General features: G+C 53.0%; 23 protein-coding genes, 1 tRNA gene and 2 pseudogenes. 16 read left to right on the top strand and 10 right to left on the bottom strand.

What is annotated here, in order from left to right:
- A pseudogene (locus Q1M25_RS03130) lies at positions 1-269 on the bottom strand (bifunctional glutamine synthetase adenylyltransferase/deadenyltransferase); the annotation flags it as partial.
- A 127-nt stretch (positions 270-396) separates the two neighbouring features.
- On the opposite strand from Q1M25_RS03130, the gene Q1M25_RS03125 reads away from it, so the two are divergent.
- The 3 genes from Q1M25_RS03125 (at position 397) to coaD (ending at position 2,143) form a co-directional block, all read left to right on the top strand.
- Positions 397-672, top strand: a complete 276-nt coding sequence (locus Q1M25_RS03125) for an oxidative damage protection protein (RefSeq protein ID WP_003682648.1) — start codon at positions 397-399, stop codon at positions 670-672.
- A 164-nt stretch (positions 673-836) separates the two neighbouring features.
- On the top strand, positions 837-1,523 hold the full coding sequence (locus Q1M25_RS03120; RefSeq protein ID WP_300481669.1) for a Bax inhibitor-1 family protein: 687 nt from the start codon (positions 837-839) through the stop codon (positions 1,521-1,523).
- Positions 1,524-1,630: 107 nt separating this feature from the next.
- The gene (gene coaD / locus Q1M25_RS03115) at positions 1,631-2,143 is read left to right on the top strand and encodes a pantetheine-phosphate adenylyltransferase (RefSeq protein ID WP_049323715.1); all 513 of its coding nucleotides are present in this window, start codon (positions 1,631-1,633) and stop codon (positions 2,141-2,143) included.
- Positions 2,144-2,190: 47 nt separating this feature from the next.
- Here coaD and Q1M25_RS03110 read toward each other — a convergent pair whose 3' ends face one another.
- Positions 2,191-2,751 (bottom strand): hypothetical protein, encoded by a 561-nt coding sequence (locus tag Q1M25_RS03110; RefSeq protein WP_300481665.1) that lies wholly within the window; start codon positions 2,749-2,751, stop codon positions 2,191-2,193.
- Positions 2,752-2,955: 204 nt separating this feature from the next.
- Between Q1M25_RS03110 and Q1M25_RS03105 the strand changes: the two genes are divergently transcribed.
- From Q1M25_RS03105 to Q1M25_RS03065, 9 genes are all read left to right on the top strand, one after another.
- Positions 2,956-3,031: transfer RNA gene (locus Q1M25_RS03105), tRNA-Phe, on the top strand.
- Between the two features lie 308 nt (positions 3,032-3,339).
- Positions 3,340-4,248 (top strand): dialkylrecorsinol condensing enzyme, encoded by a 909-nt coding sequence (locus tag Q1M25_RS03100; RefSeq protein WP_300481662.1) that lies wholly within the window; start codon positions 3,340-3,342, stop codon positions 4,246-4,248.
- 34 nt (positions 4,249-4,282) lie between these two features.
- On the top strand, positions 4,283-4,528 hold the full coding sequence (locus Q1M25_RS03095; protein ID WP_300481660.1) for a GNAT family N-acetyltransferase: 246 nt from the start codon (positions 4,283-4,285) through the stop codon (positions 4,526-4,528).
- Between the two features lie 19 nt (positions 4,529-4,547).
- The gene (locus Q1M25_RS03090; protein WP_300481658.1) at positions 4,548-5,714 is read left to right on the top strand and encodes a beta-ketoacyl-ACP synthase III; all 1,167 of its coding nucleotides are present in this window, start codon (positions 4,548-4,550) and stop codon (positions 5,712-5,714) included.
- Positions 5,715-6,110, top strand: a complete 396-nt coding sequence (locus Q1M25_RS03085) for a hypothetical protein (RefSeq protein ID WP_300481655.1) — start codon at positions 5,715-5,717, stop codon at positions 6,108-6,110.
- Positions 6,111-6,118: 8 nt separating this feature from the next.
- The gene (locus tag Q1M25_RS03080) at positions 6,119-6,793 is read left to right on the top strand and encodes a glutathione S-transferase (protein ID WP_250615069.1); all 675 of its coding nucleotides are present in this window, start codon (positions 6,119-6,121) and stop codon (positions 6,791-6,793) included.
- A 163-nt stretch (positions 6,794-6,956) separates the two neighbouring features.
- Positions 6,957-7,631: a tRNA (adenosine(37)-N6)-threonylcarbamoyltransferase complex dimerization subunit type 1 TsaB gene (gene tsaB / locus Q1M25_RS03075; RefSeq protein ID WP_300481650.1), complete on the top strand. Its 675-nt coding sequence runs from the start codon at positions 6,957-6,959 to the stop codon at positions 7,629-7,631.
- Complete coding sequence (gene rimI / locus Q1M25_RS03070) at positions 7,628-8,071, top strand: ribosomal protein S18-alanine N-acetyltransferase (protein ID WP_004518961.1); 444 nt, start codon at positions 7,628-7,630, stop codon at positions 8,069-8,071. The genes tsaB and rimI overlap by 4 nt, the downstream gene beginning before the upstream one ends.
- Positions 8,065-8,832 carry a uracil-DNA glycosylase family protein gene (locus tag Q1M25_RS03065; RefSeq protein ID WP_004518962.1) on the top strand — a complete coding sequence of 256 codons (768 nt, stop codon included), beginning with the start codon at positions 8,065-8,067 and terminating at the stop codon, positions 8,830-8,832. The genes rimI and Q1M25_RS03065 overlap by 7 nt, the downstream gene beginning before the upstream one ends.
- 71 nt (positions 8,833-8,903) lie before the next feature.
- Here Q1M25_RS03065 and Q1M25_RS03060 read toward each other — a convergent pair whose 3' ends face one another.
- The 4 genes from Q1M25_RS03060 to thiE are packed head-to-tail and all read right to left on the bottom strand — an operon-like array spanning position 8,904 to position 10,952.
- Positions 8,904-9,692, bottom strand: coding sequence for a thiazole synthase (locus Q1M25_RS03060; RefSeq protein ID WP_004518963.1), 789 nt, complete (start codon positions 9,690-9,692; stop codon positions 8,904-8,906).
- A 54-nt stretch (positions 9,693-9,746) separates the two neighbouring features.
- A complete protein-coding gene (locus tag Q1M25_RS03055) occupies positions 9,747-10,040 on the bottom strand; it encodes a YciI family protein (RefSeq protein WP_039861865.1) in 294 nt (97 codons plus the stop codon).
- Positions 10,041-10,098: 58 nt separating this feature from the next.
- A complete protein-coding gene (gene thiS / locus Q1M25_RS03050; RefSeq protein WP_004518965.1) occupies positions 10,099-10,293 on the bottom strand; it encodes a sulfur carrier protein ThiS in 195 nt (64 codons plus the stop codon).
- A gap of 41 nt (positions 10,294-10,334) precedes the next feature.
- Positions 10,335-10,952, bottom strand: a complete 618-nt coding sequence (gene thiE / locus Q1M25_RS03045) for a thiamine phosphate synthase (protein WP_004518966.1) — start codon at positions 10,950-10,952, stop codon at positions 10,335-10,337.
- A gap of 207 nt (positions 10,953-11,159) precedes the next feature.
- On the opposite strand from thiE, the gene Q1M25_RS03040 reads away from it, so the two are divergent.
- Positions 11,160-11,543 (top strand): hypothetical protein, encoded by a 384-nt coding sequence (locus Q1M25_RS03040; protein ID WP_004518967.1) that lies wholly within the window; start codon positions 11,160-11,162, stop codon positions 11,541-11,543.
- A 20-nt stretch (positions 11,544-11,563) separates the two neighbouring features.
- Here the strand turns inward: Q1M25_RS03040 and Q1M25_RS03035 are convergent.
- Positions 11,564-12,093, bottom strand: a pseudogene (locus Q1M25_RS03035) (IS1595 family transposase); the annotation flags it as partial.
- 218 nt (positions 12,094-12,311) lie between these two features.
- On the opposite strand from Q1M25_RS03035, the gene Q1M25_RS03030 reads away from it, so the two are divergent.
- Positions 12,312-12,578 carry a SemiSWEET family transporter gene (locus Q1M25_RS03030; protein ID WP_004518970.1) on the top strand — a complete coding sequence of 89 codons (267 nt, stop codon included), beginning with the start codon at positions 12,312-12,314 and terminating at the stop codon, positions 12,576-12,578.
- A gap of 149 nt (positions 12,579-12,727) precedes the next feature.
- Here the strand turns inward: Q1M25_RS03030 and mgtE are convergent, their stop codons facing one another.
- Positions 12,728-14,200, bottom strand: coding sequence for a magnesium transporter (gene mgtE, locus Q1M25_RS03025; protein ID WP_004518972.1), 1,473 nt, complete (start codon positions 14,198-14,200; stop codon positions 12,728-12,730).
- A gap of 244 nt (positions 14,201-14,444) precedes the next feature.
- Positions 14,445-15,338: a LysR family transcriptional regulator gene (locus tag Q1M25_RS03020; RefSeq protein WP_003748147.1), complete on the bottom strand. Its 894-nt coding sequence runs from the start codon at positions 15,336-15,338 to the stop codon at positions 14,445-14,447.
- A 14-nt stretch (positions 15,339-15,352) separates the two neighbouring features.
- Here Q1M25_RS03020 and Q1M25_RS03015 point away from each other — a divergent pair, with 14 nt between their 5' ends.
- Both Q1M25_RS03015 and Q1M25_RS03010 read left to right on the top strand, forming a co-directional pair.
- Positions 15,353-15,826, top strand: coding sequence for a CidA/LrgA family protein (locus Q1M25_RS03015; protein ID WP_003748145.1), 474 nt, complete (start codon positions 15,353-15,355; stop codon positions 15,824-15,826).
- Positions 15,827-15,841: 15 nt separating this feature from the next.
- Complete coding sequence (locus tag Q1M25_RS03010; protein WP_300481636.1) at positions 15,842-16,537, top strand: LrgB family protein; 696 nt, start codon at positions 15,842-15,844, stop codon at positions 16,535-16,537.
- Between the two features lie 80 nt (positions 16,538-16,617).
- On the opposite strand, the gene Q1M25_RS03005 is transcribed toward Q1M25_RS03010, so the two are convergent.
- Positions 16,618-16,965: hypothetical protein (locus Q1M25_RS03005; protein WP_300481633.1), on the bottom strand; the 348-nt coding region annotated here is incomplete at its 5' end.

Raw genomic sequence — 16,965 nt, 5'->3', positions numbered from 1 at the left:
CGGGTTACTTCGTTCAAATCGCTGATGCGGTTGATATCGCGCACGATAATCTGCGACACGACATAACGGCGCAACTCGCGCAACTGCCGCGCTAATTCTTCCTCGTTTTCTTCCACACGGATTTTGTCCCAATCGGCAAAAGCTTGAAAATCAGCTTCGGTCAACGCCTTGTCCAGCATAGGCAGGAAAATTTCGGGCTTGAGTTTGCCGGAATCAAGATTACGGGCGAGAAAAAGGGAATAACGGCGGGCAGTATCAAGGCGGTTCATAATCTTTGCCTGAATAAATAGAAAAGACCATCATAGCAAGCTTTCAGGCCGTCTGAAAGCCACGCTTTCCCCTATCCGTGCAATCGGCTAAAATACCAACTTTGCAACCCATCATAAGGAAACCGCCATGACCCGTATGGTTCACTGCGTCAAACTCGGCAAAGAAGCCGAAGGCATGAAATTTCCGCCGCTGCCCAACGAACTGGGCAAACGCATCTTCGAAAACGTTTCCCAAGAAGCATGGATGGCTTGGACCCGCCACCAAACCATGCTGATCAACGAAAACCGCCTAAGCCTTGCCGATCCGCGCGCACGCGAATACCTCGCCCAGCAGATGGAACAATACTTCTTCGGCGACGGAGCAGATGCCGTACAAGGCTATGTTCCGCAAGAGCCTAAATAAGCATTGAAAAGCCAAGGCCGTCTGAAACCCGATTTTCAGACGGCCTTTAAAATTCCCGATTGCCCCGCATATTAGGCAAATAGAACAGATAAATCATACAAACCCATGATTCTCTGTTAGAATCCAAATTTCATTCATTCTCAATCTATATTGGAGCAAACGCCATGCAAAACGACGTTTACGACTATACCTCGCAAGGCTCGGTTGCCAAAAATACCGTCCTGCAAAAAACCTACCGCCTGCTCGGTCTGTCTTTCATTCCTGCCATTGCCGGCGCATTCTTTTCCGCCAAAACAGGCTTTAACATTTTCGCCATGTTCGGTTCATACTATGTTGCCCTGGCCGCCTTCTTCGGCTTTTTCTACGGCATGACCTTCCTAATCGAGAAAAACCGTTACAGCAACGTCGGCGTAGCCCTGTTGATGATCTTCACTTTCGGCATGGGCCTTGCCATCAGCCCTATGTTGCAATACACCCTAGCGATTAACAACGGCGCGCAAATCGTCGGCACGGCCGCCGCCATGACCGCCGGTGTATTCTTCACCATGTCCGCTATGGCGCGCCGCACCACAATGAACATGAACAAACTCGGCAGCTTCCTCGGTGTCGGTGCGATCGTGCTCATGATTGCCGTTGTGGCCAACATCTTACTCAAGATCCCTGCCCTGAGCCTGACCATCGCGGCCGGCTTCGTTGTCTTCAGTTCCCTGATGATTATGTGGCAGGTGCGTACCGTTATCGACGGCGGTGAAGACAGCCACATCAGCGCGGCGCTGACCATCTTCATCTCCATCTACAACATTTTCAGCAGCCTCTTGAGAATCCTCATCTCTATTAGTGGTGACGACTGATAAAGCCGCAAAGGCCGTCTGAAATTTCAGACGGCCTTTTTGATTTTTGACATCACCGGCAAACTCCCCTATCCTGAACGCCACACAAACCCCATTCCCAACCCAAAATGACCACGACCACTCCGCGCCGTGCCGTGTACGCAGGCAGCTTCGACCCACCCACCCTCGGCCACCTGTGGATGATACAGGAAGCCCAATCCCTCTTTGACGAACTCATCGTCGCCATCGGCACCAATCCCGAAAAGCGCAGCACCTACAGCATAGAAGAACGCCGCGCCATGCTCGATGCCATTACCCACCCCTTCCCCAACGTCCGCATCAGCGTGTTTGAAAACCGCTTTTTGGTCGATTACGCCCGCGAAGCCAAGGCCAATTTCATCGTCCGCGGCATCCGTTCTGCCGCCGACTACGAATACGAACGCTCGATGCGCTACATCAACAGCGACATCGCCCCCGAAATCTCCACCGTCTTCCTGATGCCGCCGCGCGAAATCGCCGAAGTATCCTCCACCATGGTCAAAGGCCTGGTCGGCCCACAAGGCTGGCGCGACATGATAGGCCGCTACCTCCCCGACCCCGTCTATCAAAAAATCCTGCAAGACCACGAAACAAACACATAAAACAAAGGCCGTCCGAACATTTCAGACGGCCTTCCAAATTTCATTGATTATTGACGGGCAGACATCACCGCCTGCAGGTTTTGTTTTAACGTTTCCATGTCCAACCAACCGGCGTTAATAAACAACATCAAAATCACCGTACCCACGCACAACATGCCGATACCATACAACACATAACCCACCAAAACACGGCCTACCGTCGCATTCCCCATCCACATCAAACCGCGTACCTGCACCACAAAAACCCAAGCCTGCCACAACAGCGCAAACGCAGCCAACGCCGGCACATACAACACCAGCAACAGCGGCAGCAGCAACGCCTCAGACACCAAAATAAAGCCCCACAAAGGCAGCTGGGGCGCGCCGTAATAATGCAGCACCTTGCGCATCGAGCGGCTCAACACCACCCATTTCACAATCACCAAAATCACTGACAGGCACACCGCCGCCGCGCCACTGCCAAACAAAGGCGACATGCTGGCCGCGTTCACCACACCCAACAGCAGCAGCACCGCCGCCATCACCAAAGGCGAATACAAATACGTCTCCGGCGAACGATAGCGCAAACGCAAAACATCCCACATATCACGAACAAACACATACAGCATGGCATAAATCCAAAGCAAAAAGCCGATTGTATCTTAGGCCGTCCGAAAATCAAACCGGTAAACCTAAAAACCGCCAATTAAAACGAAAAAATAATTCAATACAAAACAAAATCTTAATTTACCGCCTCAAAAATAAAGCCTGCAAACGCTTGCACAAGACAACGAAATTTGGTTTAATTTACATCTCGCAACGAAACACGCGAAGGCCAGATAGCTCAGTTGGTAGAGCAACGGATTGAAAATCCGTGTGTCGGCGGTTCGATTCCGCCTCTGGCCACCACCAACCGCCTTGAAGCGGTTATTTTTTTATCTATACGATTTGCACGCCATACTTAGCGCAAATCCTGCTCCAGACCATGCGTCCCGATTTCCAAACAAGGCCGTCTGAAAATTTTCAGACGGCCGTTGTTCATGTTGGCATGGCATAAAAATCCGCTTTACCGCCCCATTCCGACAGAATACGGCGCTTCCATCCAAACCGGCTGAAACCTTCGCGAACATACTGAATATGAATAAAGTTCAAGGCAGGTCGGTTTACTATATAATACCGTCCAAACCAACCATAACTTACTCATTGCAGGGAAGATAATGAAAAAAGTGCTGATTGTGCATTACTCGCAAACGGGGCAGCTCTCCAGCCTGGCGCAAAATTTTGCCGCGCCGTTGCAAACAGCCGGTATACAGGTCGATTGCGTCAATATCGTACCGGAGCAGGCATTTCCGTTTCCATGGCCGTTTTGGCGTTTTTTCGATACCTTTCCTGAAACCGTCCATTTAAAACTCGCCCCGATTCTGCCGCCGCAAATCCCATCCGAAGATTACGATGTAGTGGTCATTGCCTACACCGTTTGGTTCCTCTCTCCTTCGCAACCGATTACTGCCTTTTTGCAACGCGAAGAAACGCGCCGCCTGCTGGACGGCAAACCGGTCATCACGCTTATCGGCTGCCGCAATATGTGGCTGTGCGCGCAGGAAAAAATGAAATCTTTGCTGAAACAAAACGGTGCCAAACTCATCGGCAACATCGTAAAAATCGATGACTGCAACAGCGCGGCAAGTTTCATTACCACGCCCGCATGGATGCTGACCGGCGACAAATGCTATTTCCGCTCCCTACCCTCCGCCGGCATTGCTGAAGAAGAATTGGCGGATGCGGCGCGGTTTGGTACGAAATTGCGCGATACACTATTGAACCAACAGCCTTTGGACGAAACCCTATTTCAAAATATGGGCGCAGTGACGGTTAATGAAAAACTGATTTTCAGCGAACGCGCCGCCGGTCGCAGCTTCTTCATCTGGGGCAAGCTTTTGATGGCGGCAGGCCGTATTTCTCCGCTTTTGCGCCGTGCGCTGCTGTGCTTCTACATCGTCTTTTTATTGGCGATGATTTTGGTGGTTTTACCCATCAGTGTAATTTTGAAAAAACTGCTGCATCCGCTGCTCAAAGGCCGTCTGAAAAAGCTGGCGGACTATTATGAACAACCGTCAGGCAGATGATACGTTTCAGACGGCCTCAAACCAGGAATCCATCATGCCCGAAGTTATCCACTACCCCGAACGCCGTCGCTTTCAAATCGACATTGACGGTTTGGAAGCAGGCTATATCAGCTATACCGAACATAACGGCGGCTGGGACGTAAACCATACCGTGGTCTCGCCCAACTTCCGTCATCGCGGCATTGCCAAACTGCTGGTGAGCACGCTGATGGAGTACGCCGAAACACACCACATCCCGTTGACTGCAAGCTGCGACTACGCGGCGCGGTTTATCGGTTGATTATTTTGACAACCACATCATGACATCGAATAACACACTCAAAGACGTTTATCTCAACCGCGTTTCTGCCTTCTTGCCCAATGCCCCTGTCGGCAATGACGAAATGGAAGCCGTCCTCGGCATGGCAGGCGATGTGCCTTCACGCGTGCGCCGTATGATTTTGCGTTCCAACGGCATTTTGTCGCGCCACTACGCCATCGATCCCGAAAGCCGCCGCACGACGCACACCAATGCCGAATTGGCCGCCGAAGCGGTCAACGGCCTGTTTGCCCAAGGCGTTCCTGCAGAAGCCATCGGCAGCCTGGCCTGCGCCACTTCCTATCCCGACCAAACCATGCCCGGACACGGCGTGATGGTGCACGGTTTGCTGGATATGCCGCCTTGCGAAGTATTCAGCATGGCAGGCGTATGCGCGGCAGGTATGGCGGCAATGAAACACGCCTACAACGCCGTGCGCACCGGCGAACACGCACATGCGGTTTCCGTTGCCTCCGAAAACGCCTCGGCGGTCATGCGCGGCGAAGTGTTCCAAAGTGAAACCGACCATAAAAAACTGGAAAACGCTTCCCCCGAAATCGGGTTTGAAAAAGACTTTTTGCGCTGGATGCTGTCTGACGGCGCAGGCGCGGTGTATCTGTCCGACCGCCCCAATTCAGACGGCCTCAGCCTGAAAATCCATTGGATAGACCTGCTTTCCTACGCCAACGAAATGCCGCCCTGCATGTATGCCGGCGCAGAATTCCGCGACGGCGTATTTGAAGGCTGGAAACACGCCGATGCCGATTACGGCCGCCGCCACAGTCTGATGGCAGTCAAGCAGGACGTCAAACTGCTGAACGAAAACATCGTCCTCTATACGGTGGAAAAACCCCTCTCCCAAATCGCCGCCAAACACGGCATCCGCGCCGAAGAAATCGATTGGTTCCTGCCCCACTACTCTTCCGGCTTTTTCCGCGACCGCCTTTCAGACGGCCTGAAAAACATCGGCTTCGACATTCCGCAGGAAAAATGGTTTACCAATCTGCACAGCAAGGGCAACACGGGTTCGGCCTCGATTTACATCATCCTTGAAGAATTTTTGCGCACTTTCCCCATCGAACACGGCCAAAAAATCCTGTGTTACGTTCCGGAAAGCGGCCGTTTTTCAACATGTTTCATGCTTTTGGAAGCAGTAAAGGCCGTCTGAATGAAAATTGACGACATCCCTCAAGACAACAGCGCCAGCTACCACGGCCACCGCAAAGTCATCTACGGCACCCGCGACGGCCACTACGAAGCGGCCACCAGCAACGGTTGGCAGGACGAAGCCTACGCCACCGAAATGGCGGTATGCGAACTCAATACCCAAACGCAGGCCGCGCGCGAAGCCGTCGAAAAAGGCGAATATTCGCCGCTGTACTACCATATGTTCCGTTGCCGTTATGATGAAACCGGCTTGGCCATGGCAGCAGGCGTATGGAAATGGCAGCTGCGCCGGCATTTCCGTCCCGAAGTATTCGCCAAACTACCGGCCAAAACCCTGCAAAAATACGCCGATGCCTGCCAAATCAGCATAGACGGCCTCAAACAAACCGATATTTAAAGTCCCTCATGATTACCCTGCATTCTCTCGATCAATCCCGTGCCCTGCGCATTGTTTGGCTGCTTGAAATCCTCGGTACGCCCTACCGCCTGCAAACCTACCGCCGCCATCCCGACACTTTGCTCGCCCCTGACGAACTCAAAGCCATCCATCCCTTGGGCAAATCGCCTTTATTGGATGATGACGGCTTTATCTTGGCGGAAAGCGGCGCGATTACCGACTATCTGATTCAAACCTACGGCAACGGCCGTCTGATGCCCGAACGCGGCAGCCGCGAATACTGGCAATATCAACGCTGGCTGCATTATGCCGAAGGTTCGCTGATGCCGTTATTGCTGCTCGGACTGGTGTTCCGCCGGATTGAAAGCGCGCCCATGCCGTTTTTCGTCAAACCGATTGCCCGCAAAATCAGCGGCAGCGTCAAAAGCAGCTTTATCCATCCGCAAGCCGCCCTGCATCTTGCCCATATTGACAGCGAGCTGGAAAACCGCGAATGGTTGGTCGGCAACAGCCTCAGCGGTGCCGACATCATGATGAGCTATCCGCTGCAAGCCGCGGCCGACCGCTTCGATTTCGCCGATTACCCCAATATCCGCGCTTATTTGCAGCGCATCGAGGCGCATGAAGCCTACCGCCGCGCCGTTGAAAAAGCAGGTTCGCCTTTATTGAAACTCGACCAATAAAACAAGGCCGTCTGAAACGTTTTCAGACGGCCTGAAACCTTGGTTCACTTATCGAATAGCTTTGCAGCAAACGGCGTTTTTACCCAAGTGCCGCCCGAGTGCTTTGTTCCCCCTCGCCGTTCCACTATAATGGCAACCCATATCCTTCTAAAAAAATAACACCATGCCAACCGACAACCGCCCGACTCTTGCCATCGACACCAGCACATCCTTTCTGTCCATCGCATTGGAACATCAAGGCGAAATCCGCCTGTTTCATGAAAACGTCGGCACCAAGCAATCCGAACAAATCCTGCCGCAAATCGAGCGCCTCTTTAAAGAAGCAGGCATCACGGCCGCCGATTTGGGCTGCATCGTTTATGCACAGGGCCCCGGCGCATTTACCGGCCTGCGTATCGGCGCGGCGGTTGCACAAGGTTTGGCCACGCCGTTTGACACGCCCATGATCGGCATTCCCTGCCTCGATGCCGCCGCTTCGCTGTTGCCACCATCAAGCTGTGTACTGGCAGCCACAGATGCGCGTATGGGCGAAGTGTTCTACGCATGGTTTGATACGCAAAACCACGTCCGCTTGAGCGATTACACGGTTGGCAAAGCCTCCGCCATTGCCGCGCCCGAAGGCCAAACGCCTAGCGGCGGCATCGGTAATGCCTTTGCCCTCGCCGACAAACCGCCTTTTGACGGTCAAGCCGATATGCCGACCGCCGCCGACTATCTTAAACTTGCCCGCAGCGGCCGCTATATTGCTACTGACGCGGCACACGCCGAGTTGCTCTACATCCGCAACAAAATTGCCCTGACCGCGCAAGAGCAAGCCCAACAAAAGGCCAAACCGTGAACCTGCGCCCAGCCGTACTTGCCGACTGCCCCACCCTTGCCGCCATCGACGCACAAGGCAATCCCTCGTCGTGGACGGCGCAACAGTTTGAGTCGGCGGTTCAACACCATCCCGACAGCGTTTGGCTCAGCCAGACCAACCACCAAATTACCGGCTTTATCGTGTGGCAAACCGTGTTTGACGAATCCGAGCTGCACCTGATTGCCGTTGCGCCAGAATACCGCCGACAAGGCATTGCATCCGCCCTGCTACAACACTGGCAAAACGCAGTGCAACAGCAAGACGCAACCCGATTGCTGCTCGAAGTCCGCGCAAGCAATGAAACCGCGCAACAGCTCTACCGCAAACACGGCTTCCAAACCTGCGGTCGCCGCAAAAACTACTACGCCCTGCCCGACGGTGGCAGCGAAGATGCCGTATTGATGGAGAAATCATGTTAAGCAGCCGCTATCTGCACCTGCACGAAGCCTTGGGCTTGGGCCCGATGTGGCTGAACCGAAACGCCAAAATCATCCATGCCGCGCCTCAAACCGCAACATCAGCCGCACCCGTCCGCCCCAAAACCATTGCTGCCGATACCGCGCAAACCGTGCGCACTTTATCCGCAGGTGCCCATCAGGCACGCACTGCCGCCATCGCTACTGCGCAAGCGGCCAAACCGGCTGTCCGCGCTCCCGAAGCAGCACCCAAAGCCATTGCCGAAACACCGACAAAAACAGAAAAAGCCGCGCATTCAGACAATCTGCCCCGCCTTGACGTAACCATCAGGCCGTCTGAAATCATGGTGGTCAGCATTTGCCCGTCCACCGAAGACAGCCTGCACGGTACACTGTTTAGCGGCGATGTCGGCACGCTTCTCGACAACATCCTCGCCGCCATCGGCCTCAAGCCCGAGCAGGCGCACAAAACCGCATGGGTCAAAACCGCGCCCGTATTCACTGCCCTGCCCGATGCCGAACACATCCGCTCCGAGCTTGCCGAAATGCAAAACGAGCTGACCGCTTCGCAAGCGCGCGCAGTATTGTTCCTCGGCAAAATCTTCGACAGCCCCGACATGATCGGGCTGATGAACGAATTGTGCGCAGAGCGGCCGCATTTCGTCATTCCCCACCCCGCCCGCCTGCTGATGCAGCCGCAACTCAAAGCGCAGGCATGGCAAATCTTAAAGCCATTGAAACAGCTTTTGGCCAAGGCCGTCTGAACATTCTGTTCAACCTGAAATCAGGTTTTTCACCAACAAAAAAGGGCGTGTTCGACACGCCCTAATGTTTTTCAATATTCCGCCGAATGCCAGAAAGGCTGACCCACCGTCGGCGTACTGGCGCGCGCTTTCTCACGCGCCTCCACAGGTTCCGCCTCATAAGCCAGACGGCCCGACTCGACCGCAAGCGCAAAAGCGCGTGCCATATTGACCGGATCGCCACTTCGGGAAACGGCGGTATTCAATAACACGCCGTCAAAACCCCATTCCATCACTTGCGCCGCCTGCGAAGGCAAACCCAACCCCGCATCGATAATCAACGGCGTGTTGGGCAGACGTTCGCGCAGGACTTTCAGCGCATAAGCATGAACCGTGCCCAGTCCCGTGCCAATCGGCGCCGCCCACGGCATCAACGCCTGACAGCCTGCGTCGAGCAGTCGGCGGCAGGCAATCAGGTCTTCGGTGCAATAAGGCAGTACTTTGAAGCCGTCTTTAATCAGGATTTCCGCCGCCTCGACCAGTTGGAACACGTCGGGCTGCAACGTGTCATCATCGCCGATAAGTTCGAGCTTAATCCAATCGGTATCAAACACTTCGCGCGCCATTTGCGCAGTGGTCACAGCTTCCTGTACGCTTTGACAGCCTGCGGTATTGGGCAACACAGGCACACCCATTTCTTCCAACAACGACCAAAAACCCTGCCCGTGCGCTTCGCCGCCGCTGCCGGCGCGGCGCAATGAAACGGTAATCATCGCCGGTTGCGCGATTTGAACAGACTGCTTGAGGATTTCCGGCGTCGGATAAGCAGCCGTACCGAGTAGCAGCCGTGAAGGGAAAGTTTCTCCATATAGGGTAAACATGATGGATTCCTTTGTAATATTATTTTTGGGGCGATAGCCTTCTGAAAAATCGGTTCAGATAGTTTCCAAATAGTTTTCAAGTCCTTCCGCGACCTTAGTCGGAATAAACTCGGTAATTGTGTATTTCGCTACGCCTTCTCGGTGAAATGGGTCTTCTGCAATTAACTTTTCCACCTGTTCCCTGCCTGATGCTTTCATCAGGATAATGCCGCCTGTCCGCGGCTGTTTGCGTCCAGACATCACAAATACACCTGCTTGATAATACCGTTCAAGATACGCAATATGCTCGGACAGGTAGGTTTCAACCGCAGCCAAGTCTTTAATATATTCCAACGATACGATAAACATTTCTTTTCCTTTTCTCAGCATTAAACCAATAGCGCAGCTATACACGCAGTAAAACCGCTTATCCGCCGACTACGGGGCGCACAATGTCCACTTTGTCGTTTTCGTTTAAAACCGTTTCCGCATACGCGCCTTTGGCGACAAACTGGGTATTGACGGCAACGGCAAACGGTTTCTGCGGCGCGGTTTGGGCGATAAGGTCGGCAACGGTTGTGCCGTTTAATGTGATGGCTTCATTGTTTAATATAATCTTCATAATGCTGCTCCTCTTGTCAGACTTCTTATTTTCAGACGGCCTTATTCATCCCACAAAGCCTGAAACGCTTTAACCACGGCTTCGGGATTTTCCGCTTCGGTAACGGCGCGGACGACGGCGAGGGAGGAAACGCCGGTGGCAAGTACATCTTCAGCGTTGTTCAAATCGATGCCGCCGATGGCGACGACGGGTATGCCGCGAGCCTGTTTCACATATTCGCGCAGTTTCTCCAAGCCTTGCGGGGCGGTGGGCATTTGTTTGGTCGTGGTCGGAAAAATCGCGCCGCTGGCGACGTAGCTAGGTTGTACGGACAAGGCGCGATCGAGTTCGGCAACAGAGTGCGTACTCAAGCCCAAGCGCAAACCGGCAGCTTCAATCGCGGCTAGGTCGGCAGTGTCCATGTCTTCCTGCCCGAGATGCACGCCGTATGCACCTGCGGCAATCGCTTCGCGCCAGTGGTCGTTGATGAAAAGCTGGGTTGCACTGTTTTGACAGGCTACGACGCAACGTTCGATTTCGCGTTTCAACTCGTCGCCATGCAGGATTTTACAGCGCAGTTGCACCGTGTCGGCACCTGCTTTGACCATGCGCTCGACCCAGTCAGCAGTGGGAACAACGGCGTAAAATTTCAGGGGAGATTTGAGTGGCGGGAAGGTCATAACGGCTCCGAAAGGAATAATTCGTTGTTATATTATCAGAAAAGGCCGTCTGAATAATATTTGTTTTCAGACGGCCTGATTGAAAAAATGAATATTGCCCTATTCGGCTTTGGCTTTATAAAAATATGAACATACTGATGGGTTATCAAAATGAGTGCCATATTGGCGCCCCACATTCGGAGACCCAACCCATGAAAAAAATTTCTCTTGTTAGCCGCCCTTCCCTTACTGTTTACCACTTATTCAAATGCCGCCACGCCTAAAGCGGAAGCTTCAAAACCAGCTTCGGCACACAAACAAACCAAGCAGCGTTTTTCCGGCAAAATCACCGGCTATCAAACCGCCGAGCATTTGTTCTCCGTACGCAAGGGCGACCGCCTGCGCATCAGTAAAACCGGCAGCCCTAACGCCTATTTCAACGTATGGGCACCCAAAGACGATGAAGCCGTATTTAACGGTTCGGCACAAGGCGATAAATTTGACGGTATCGCTACCCAATCGGGCAAATATAAAGTGCAGGTCTATATGATGCGCGCCCAAGCCCGCCGTAACACTACTGCCCATTACGCCGTAAACGTCATCAAAAACTAAGGGGCTGACGTAGATTAGCCCTAAATTCCACACCAATCTCGCAGGATTTTAAGCTGTTGAGACGGTGTGCCGAAGTTAAATCGAAATTCGCATTCTTTCAAGAACAGCGGGAAAGATTTGCGATCGATTCCGTTGTATTTTCGCAAGAAACGTTTTGCCTGATTCCAAAAATTCTCAATGCCGTTAATGTGGTTCTGACGGTCGACAAATTCCTTGGAATGGTTGATGCGGTAATGGATAAAACCGCTCACGTCCAACTTATCATAGCTGCTCAGGCTATCCGTGTAAACAATGCTGTCCGGCATGATTTTCTTTTTGATGACAGGGAATAACGTTTCAGACTTGGCATTATCCACCACAACGGTATAGACCCGTCCGTTGCGTTTCAGAATGCCGAAGACAACCACTTTTCCTGCCGCACCTCGACCACGTCTGCCTTTACGCTGTCCGCCGAAATAGCTTTCGTCCAGCTCGACAGAGCCCTCGAAAACCTCATCGGCAGCCAAGGCCAAATGATGGATGATGACATACATATTTTGCGGTAGAATAGAGTTATTTATCCTGCGACTAGGTAGAAGGCGCGGAAAGTCCGGCAGAACTGGTCAGCCTGATTGAAAGCGGCGACTACGAAGCCCTGCTTGCCGAAGATTCGGACGAACATGGCCAAGGCCACGAACATCATTGCGGCTGCGGCTGTTCCCTCGGCTGAGTCAGCCTGCCCATATTATCTACCGCCTCGATTTTCATATTAAAAGGAGACTTACCAGCATGATAAGCAAAGCAAAATTCAATACCGTTGTCGGCAGCATAGGAGCGGCAATAGGTATTTTCGTATTTGTCGCCTATATCCCCCAAATTATCGCCAATATGCAAGGGGCAAAGGCGCAGCCGTGGCAACCCCTGTTTGCAGCAGTATCCTGTCTGATTTGGGTTTTGTACGGTTGGAGCAAAGAACCCCGGAAAGACTGGATTCTGATTATACCCAACGCAGTCGGCGTGATATTGGGATTTCTGACTTTTCTGACTTCGCTTTAAACAAGGGGCTAATCTACGTCAGCCCCAAAACTAAACGCCCTCATGATGTAAAGCTTTAAAAAACAGCAAAGGCCGTCTGAAAATTGAAATTTCAGACGGCCTTTTAAACGGTTTGAAAAGGACGTATCGAACACGTCTTTTTTTTCCTATTACAACAGGAACATGGTTGCTAATCCCAAGAAAATCAGGAAGCCGCCGGAGTCGGTAACCGCGGTAATCAGCACCGAGCTGCCCAATGCCGGGTCGCGTCCGGCTTTGTCCATCATGACGGGAATGAGGACGCCGACGGTCGCGGCCAGCAAAAGGTTCAAGGTCATCGCGGCCACCATGACCAAACCGATGCCGATGTTGCCGTAGAGCAGCCATGAAATCACGCCCATTACCGTGCCCCAAATAATGCCGTTGACGAGGGCGACGCCGACTTCTTTTTTCAGCAGGCGGCCTGCCTGCGTACTGGTCATTTGTCCCATTGCCATGGCGCGGACGATCATGGTGATGGTTTGGTTGCCGGAGTTGCCGCCGATGCCGGCGACGATGGGCATCAGCGCAGCCAGTGCGACGATTTTCTCGATACTGCCTTCAAATGCGCCAATTACGCGGCTGGCGATAAAGGCGGTACACAGGTTGATGGCAAGCCACATCCAGCGGTTTTTCACCGAGTCCCAAATCGGGGCGAACAAGTCCTCTTCTTCTTGCAAACCGGCCATGTTAAACATGTCGGCTTCGGATTCTTCACGGATCACGTCCACCATTTCGTCAATGGTGATCCTGCCGATCAGCTTTTTGTTTTCATCGACAACCGGCGCGGTGACCAAGTCATAACGTTCAAACGCCTGTGCCGCTTCTTCCACGTCGTCTTCGGGACGGAAGCGCACGACATCGGTGGCCATCACGTCCGCCACCATGTCTTCGGGGTCGGCGACCAAGAGTTTGCGGATGGGCAGCACGCCTTGCAACACGTCGTTTTCATCAACCACGAAAATCTTGTCGGTATGGTCGGGCAGGCTGTCGAAACGGCGCAAGTAGCGCAACACGACTTCACACGCCACATCGGCGCGGATGCTGACCAATTCAAAGTCCATAATCGCGCCGACTTGGTTGTCTTCGTAAGACATCGCCGCTTTGACCTGCTCGCGTTCTTCTTCATCACGCGTTTGCAGCGCTTCGTACACCACTTGGTGCGGCAGGTCGTCTGCCAGCTCTGCCAATTCGTCTGCATCCAAATCATCGACGGCGGCCAACAGCTCGTCTTTGTCCATGGACTCGATCAGCGTTTCGCGTACGGCGTCGGATACTTCCAGCAATACTTCGCCGTCGTCTTCCGGGGCGACCAAAAGCCAGACGATGTTACGCTCGCGCGGCGGCAGGGATTCCAAGACGGCGGCCACGTCGGCAGGGTGCAGCTCGGCCAAGAGGACGGTCAGCTCGGTGAACTTGTCGCGCAGGCTTTCGTCTTCAATCGGCACGCCTGCTTCGATTTGTTCAAAGGACGGCTCGAGGATTTCGCATAAGGCGTGGATGCGGTCGATATCGTCAGAGATGCGATCGTCAGAAATGCGGTCTTCCACCGCTTCATTGTCGGGGGTATGGTCGAGATTCGGAGGGGTTTGTTCGATGCTCATAAATGCTCCGCCCGCCGGACGCGGGGAGGCATTTCGGCGGGATGATTATGGTTGTTGTGTGTCTGATGGGAAGTTCAAAGGCGAACTGGGAAGGTCCATAATTCGAGCCTGCTGAGAGGCGCAGAGTTGTAAACGGTGCATATTCTACTCTTTTTTAGGCCGTTTTACCATTTTTAACGGGAAAGGCCGTCTGAAACCGGGTGATGGCAATACCTTTTTTTTCAGACGGCCTGATGATTTGATTTTATTTGTTTCGCCTGCCGAACGCTTCCCTGACCACGTCCAACCAAGCCCTTAAGGCCGGCGTCGGGCGTTGGTGTTTTTTCCATGCCATGGTGAGCTGCCAGCGGATTTCGGGTTCGACCAAAGGAATGGCGGCAAAGACATCGGGATTGATTTTTCGGGCATAGTATTCGGGCAACAAGGCAATGCCCATATTGTGCGCCACCATGTCGGCGACCAAATTCCATTGTCCGGTACGGCAGACAACGTTGGGCGTAAAACCTTGATTGCGGCAGGCCGTCTGAATGGTTTCGTTGAGGGAAAAGCCTGCGCCGAACAGAATGAAGGGCTCGTGTTGCAGGCTTTTGAGCGTCAGCGCATCGTGTCTCGCCCGATTTTTCGGCATCAAGACCACCAGCGGATAGTCGCACAACGTGATGCTATCGAAGTCTTCGTGAACCGGCGCGAGCAGCTGTCCGGCATCGAGTTCGTTGTTGCGCAATGATTGCTCGATGGCGAGCGAGCCTTGTTCCAAAAACGACAATTCGATGTCCGGCCATTTTTGGTGGAAATCAAACAGCGCATGACTGAGCAAATCGCTGCCAAACAAAGCCAAGCCCAAACGCAGCGTCCCGCTTTTGACATGGCGGTAATCGTCAATGCGGGCCAGCAGCAAATCGCGTTCGTGCAAAAGGTTTAACGCATGGCGATAGACTTCTTCGCCGATTGCGGTCGGCTGCACCTGCCGCTTTTTGCGTCCGTTTTCTTTGCACAAAAGCGGCACGCCCAATTCTTCTTCCAAAGCCTGAATGATTTTGCTGACCGTCGGCTGCGTCAAATTCAACGCGGAAGCTGTGGCCGAAAAACTTTGCAGGCGGATGAGTTCGGCAAAACAATACAGGCTTTTGAAATCCATTATTCCTCTAAGGCATGATTATTCGTTTAATAATTCATATTATGCAGAAACCAGGTTTCTATAATCAAGCCTTTCATTCAACACACACCCATATCATGGATTCCCTCACCAGATTTTTTCAGACGGCCTTGCAGCTTGCCATCATCGGCGCAGTATGGGGCGTTTCCGACCTTATCGTCCGCTTCACGCATCTGCCTATTTCTTCAGGCGTATTGGGCTTGTTCCTCATGCTCGCCCTTTTGGGGCTCGGCATCATCCGCCCGGGCATGGTTGACCGCGGCGCAAAATGGGCATTGGGCGAACTCGTCTTTTTCTTCATCCCCATCATGGTTTCCGTCTTGCAATATCAAGACCTGCTGATGTCCGAAGGTTGGCAGCTGATTTTGACCATCGCCGTCGGCACCGCGCTCGTGATGATCAGCACCGCCCTGACCCTCGATTTCTGCTACCGCTGGAAACGCCGCCTCTACAAAAAACTCCACTCCTAAAAATAGAGAATAAAAATGGACTACACCGCCCTCGCCTGCTTCATCTGGACTTGCTTTGCCTATGTCGTTGCCAAAAAAATCCACCGCAAAAAACCCTTAATGATTTTCTCCCCCGTCGTTACCGTCTCCGTCAGCACCATCCTCCTGCTGCTGGCATTCGGCGTCAATTACGACACCTACCATAAATATACCCAAGGCATCGTCTTCCTGCTCACCCCGGTTACCGTTGCCTTTGCCATCCCCATTTATGAAAACCGCGAAGTCATCCGCCGCCAACTGCCCATCCTCTCCATCGCCATTATGGTGGGCATGTTTTTCGGTGTAGTCAGCGCATTCCTCATGAGCCATATGTTCCACTTCAACAACGAAGTGACCAACAGCCTGATGGCGCGTTCTATCTCCACGCCGTTTGCCGTCGTCCTTGCCAGCGAAATCCACGGCTCCGCCTCGCTCGTTTCTCTGTTCACCATCATCACCGGCTTTGTCGGCATGATATTCGGCGACCTGTTTTTGGCCTTTACCCGCATCCGTTTCCACACCGCCAACGGCGTGGCATTCGGCAATGCCGCCCACGGCTTCGGCACATCGCGCGCCGGACAACGCCACGAAACCGAAGGCGTGATGGCCAGCCTGACCATGATTTTGGCCGGACTGTTTATGGTATTGTTTGGCCCGACCATGGTGCATTTGGTAATTTGGATGATGAGTTAGGCTTCGTCCTGATGACCATACACAAAAAGGCCGTCTGAAACACATATCGGTTTCAGACGGCCTTTTATATTATGGAACGATTACAGTTTGAAAATAGAAGCCTCTGCTAAATCATGAATGGTATCCAACGCAGATGAACCTGTACCATTGCTTGAATAGGTCGCATTGTCTGCGGAAAGACCGGCAGAAGAATCAAGAAGATCAGCCTCACCAAAGGCACGGCTCAAAAGTTCATCACCATCGAAAGCTTTAGATTCCAATATCGGCTTCGCGACCGGCTGCGCAGGCTCGAAACCTTCCCACTCACGCGGATCGAGGCGGATGATATGGTCATCATCATAGCCGTCATTAGGCCCTTTGCCTTCTCCTGAAAAAGTACCGTCCCATTCGCGCGGATCGAGGCGGATGGTATGGTCATCATCATAGCC

It is taken from the genome of uncultured Neisseria sp. (assembly GCF_951230505.1).
In the GTDB taxonomy this organism is placed as follows: Bacteria; Pseudomonadota; Gammaproteobacteria; order Burkholderiales; family Neisseriaceae; genus Neisseria.
This window is presented reverse-complemented; position numbering and strand designations above follow the sequence as displayed.

Bases quoted from the DNA above. Each gene is read 5' to 3' on its own strand.
- Q1M25_RS03125 (WP_003682648.1), top strand. From the start codon at position 397: ATGACCCGTATGGTTCACTGCGTCAAACTCGGCAAAGAAGCCGAAGGC.
- Q1M25_RS03120 (WP_300481669.1), top strand. From the start codon at position 837: ATGCAAAACGACGTTTACGACTATACCTCGCAAGGCTCGGTTGCCAAA.
- coaD (WP_049323715.1), top strand. From the start codon at position 1,631: ATGACCACGACCACTCCGCGCCGTGCCGTGTACGCAGGCAGCTTCGAC.
- Q1M25_RS03110 (WP_300481665.1), bottom strand. From the start codon at position 2,751: ATGCTGTATGTGTTTGTTCGTGATATGTGGGATGTTTTGCGTTTGCGC.
- Q1M25_RS03100 (WP_300481662.1), top strand. From the start codon at position 3,340: ATGAAAAAAGTGCTGATTGTGCATTACTCGCAAACGGGGCAGCTCTCC.
- Q1M25_RS03095 (WP_300481660.1), top strand. From the start codon at position 4,283: ATGCCCGAAGTTATCCACTACCCCGAACGCCGTCGCTTTCAAATCGAC.
- Q1M25_RS03090 (WP_300481658.1), top strand. From the start codon at position 4,548: ATGACATCGAATAACACACTCAAAGACGTTTATCTCAACCGCGTTTCT.
- Q1M25_RS03085 (WP_300481655.1), top strand. From the start codon at position 5,715: ATGAAAATTGACGACATCCCTCAAGACAACAGCGCCAGCTACCACGGC.
- Q1M25_RS03080 (WP_250615069.1), top strand. From the start codon at position 6,119: ATGATTACCCTGCATTCTCTCGATCAATCCCGTGCCCTGCGCATTGTT.
- tsaB (WP_300481650.1), top strand. From the start codon at position 6,957: ATGCCAACCGACAACCGCCCGACTCTTGCCATCGACACCAGCACATCC.
- Q1M25_RS03065 (WP_004518962.1), top strand. From the start codon at position 8,065: ATGTTAAGCAGCCGCTATCTGCACCTGCACGAAGCCTTGGGCTTGGGC.
- Q1M25_RS03060 (WP_004518963.1), bottom strand. From the start codon at position 9,692: ATGTTTACCCTATATGGAGAAACTTTCCCTTCACGGCTGCTACTCGGT.
- Q1M25_RS03055 (WP_039861865.1), bottom strand. From the start codon at position 10,040: ATGTTTATCGTATCGTTGGAATATATTAAAGACTTGGCTGCGGTTGAA.
- thiS (WP_004518965.1), bottom strand. From the start codon at position 10,293: ATGAAGATTATATTAAACAATGAAGCCATCACATTAAACGGCACAACC.
- thiE (WP_004518966.1), bottom strand. From the start codon at position 10,952: ATGACCTTCCCGCCACTCAAATCTCCCCTGAAATTTTACGCCGTTGTT.
- Q1M25_RS03030 (WP_004518970.1), top strand. From the start codon at position 12,312: ATGATAAGCAAAGCAAAATTCAATACCGTTGTCGGCAGCATAGGAGCG.
- mgtE (WP_004518972.1), bottom strand. From the start codon at position 14,200: ATGAGCATCGAACAAACCCCTCCGAATCTCGACCATACCCCCGACAAT.
- Q1M25_RS03020 (WP_003748147.1), bottom strand. From the start codon at position 15,338: ATGGATTTCAAAAGCCTGTATTGTTTTGCCGAACTCATCCGCCTGCAA.
- Q1M25_RS03015 (WP_003748145.1), top strand. From the start codon at position 15,353: ATGATTATTCGTTTAATAATTCATATTATGCAGAAACCAGGTTTCTAT.
- Q1M25_RS03010 (WP_300481636.1), top strand. From the start codon at position 15,842: ATGGACTACACCGCCCTCGCCTGCTTCATCTGGACTTGCTTTGCCTAT.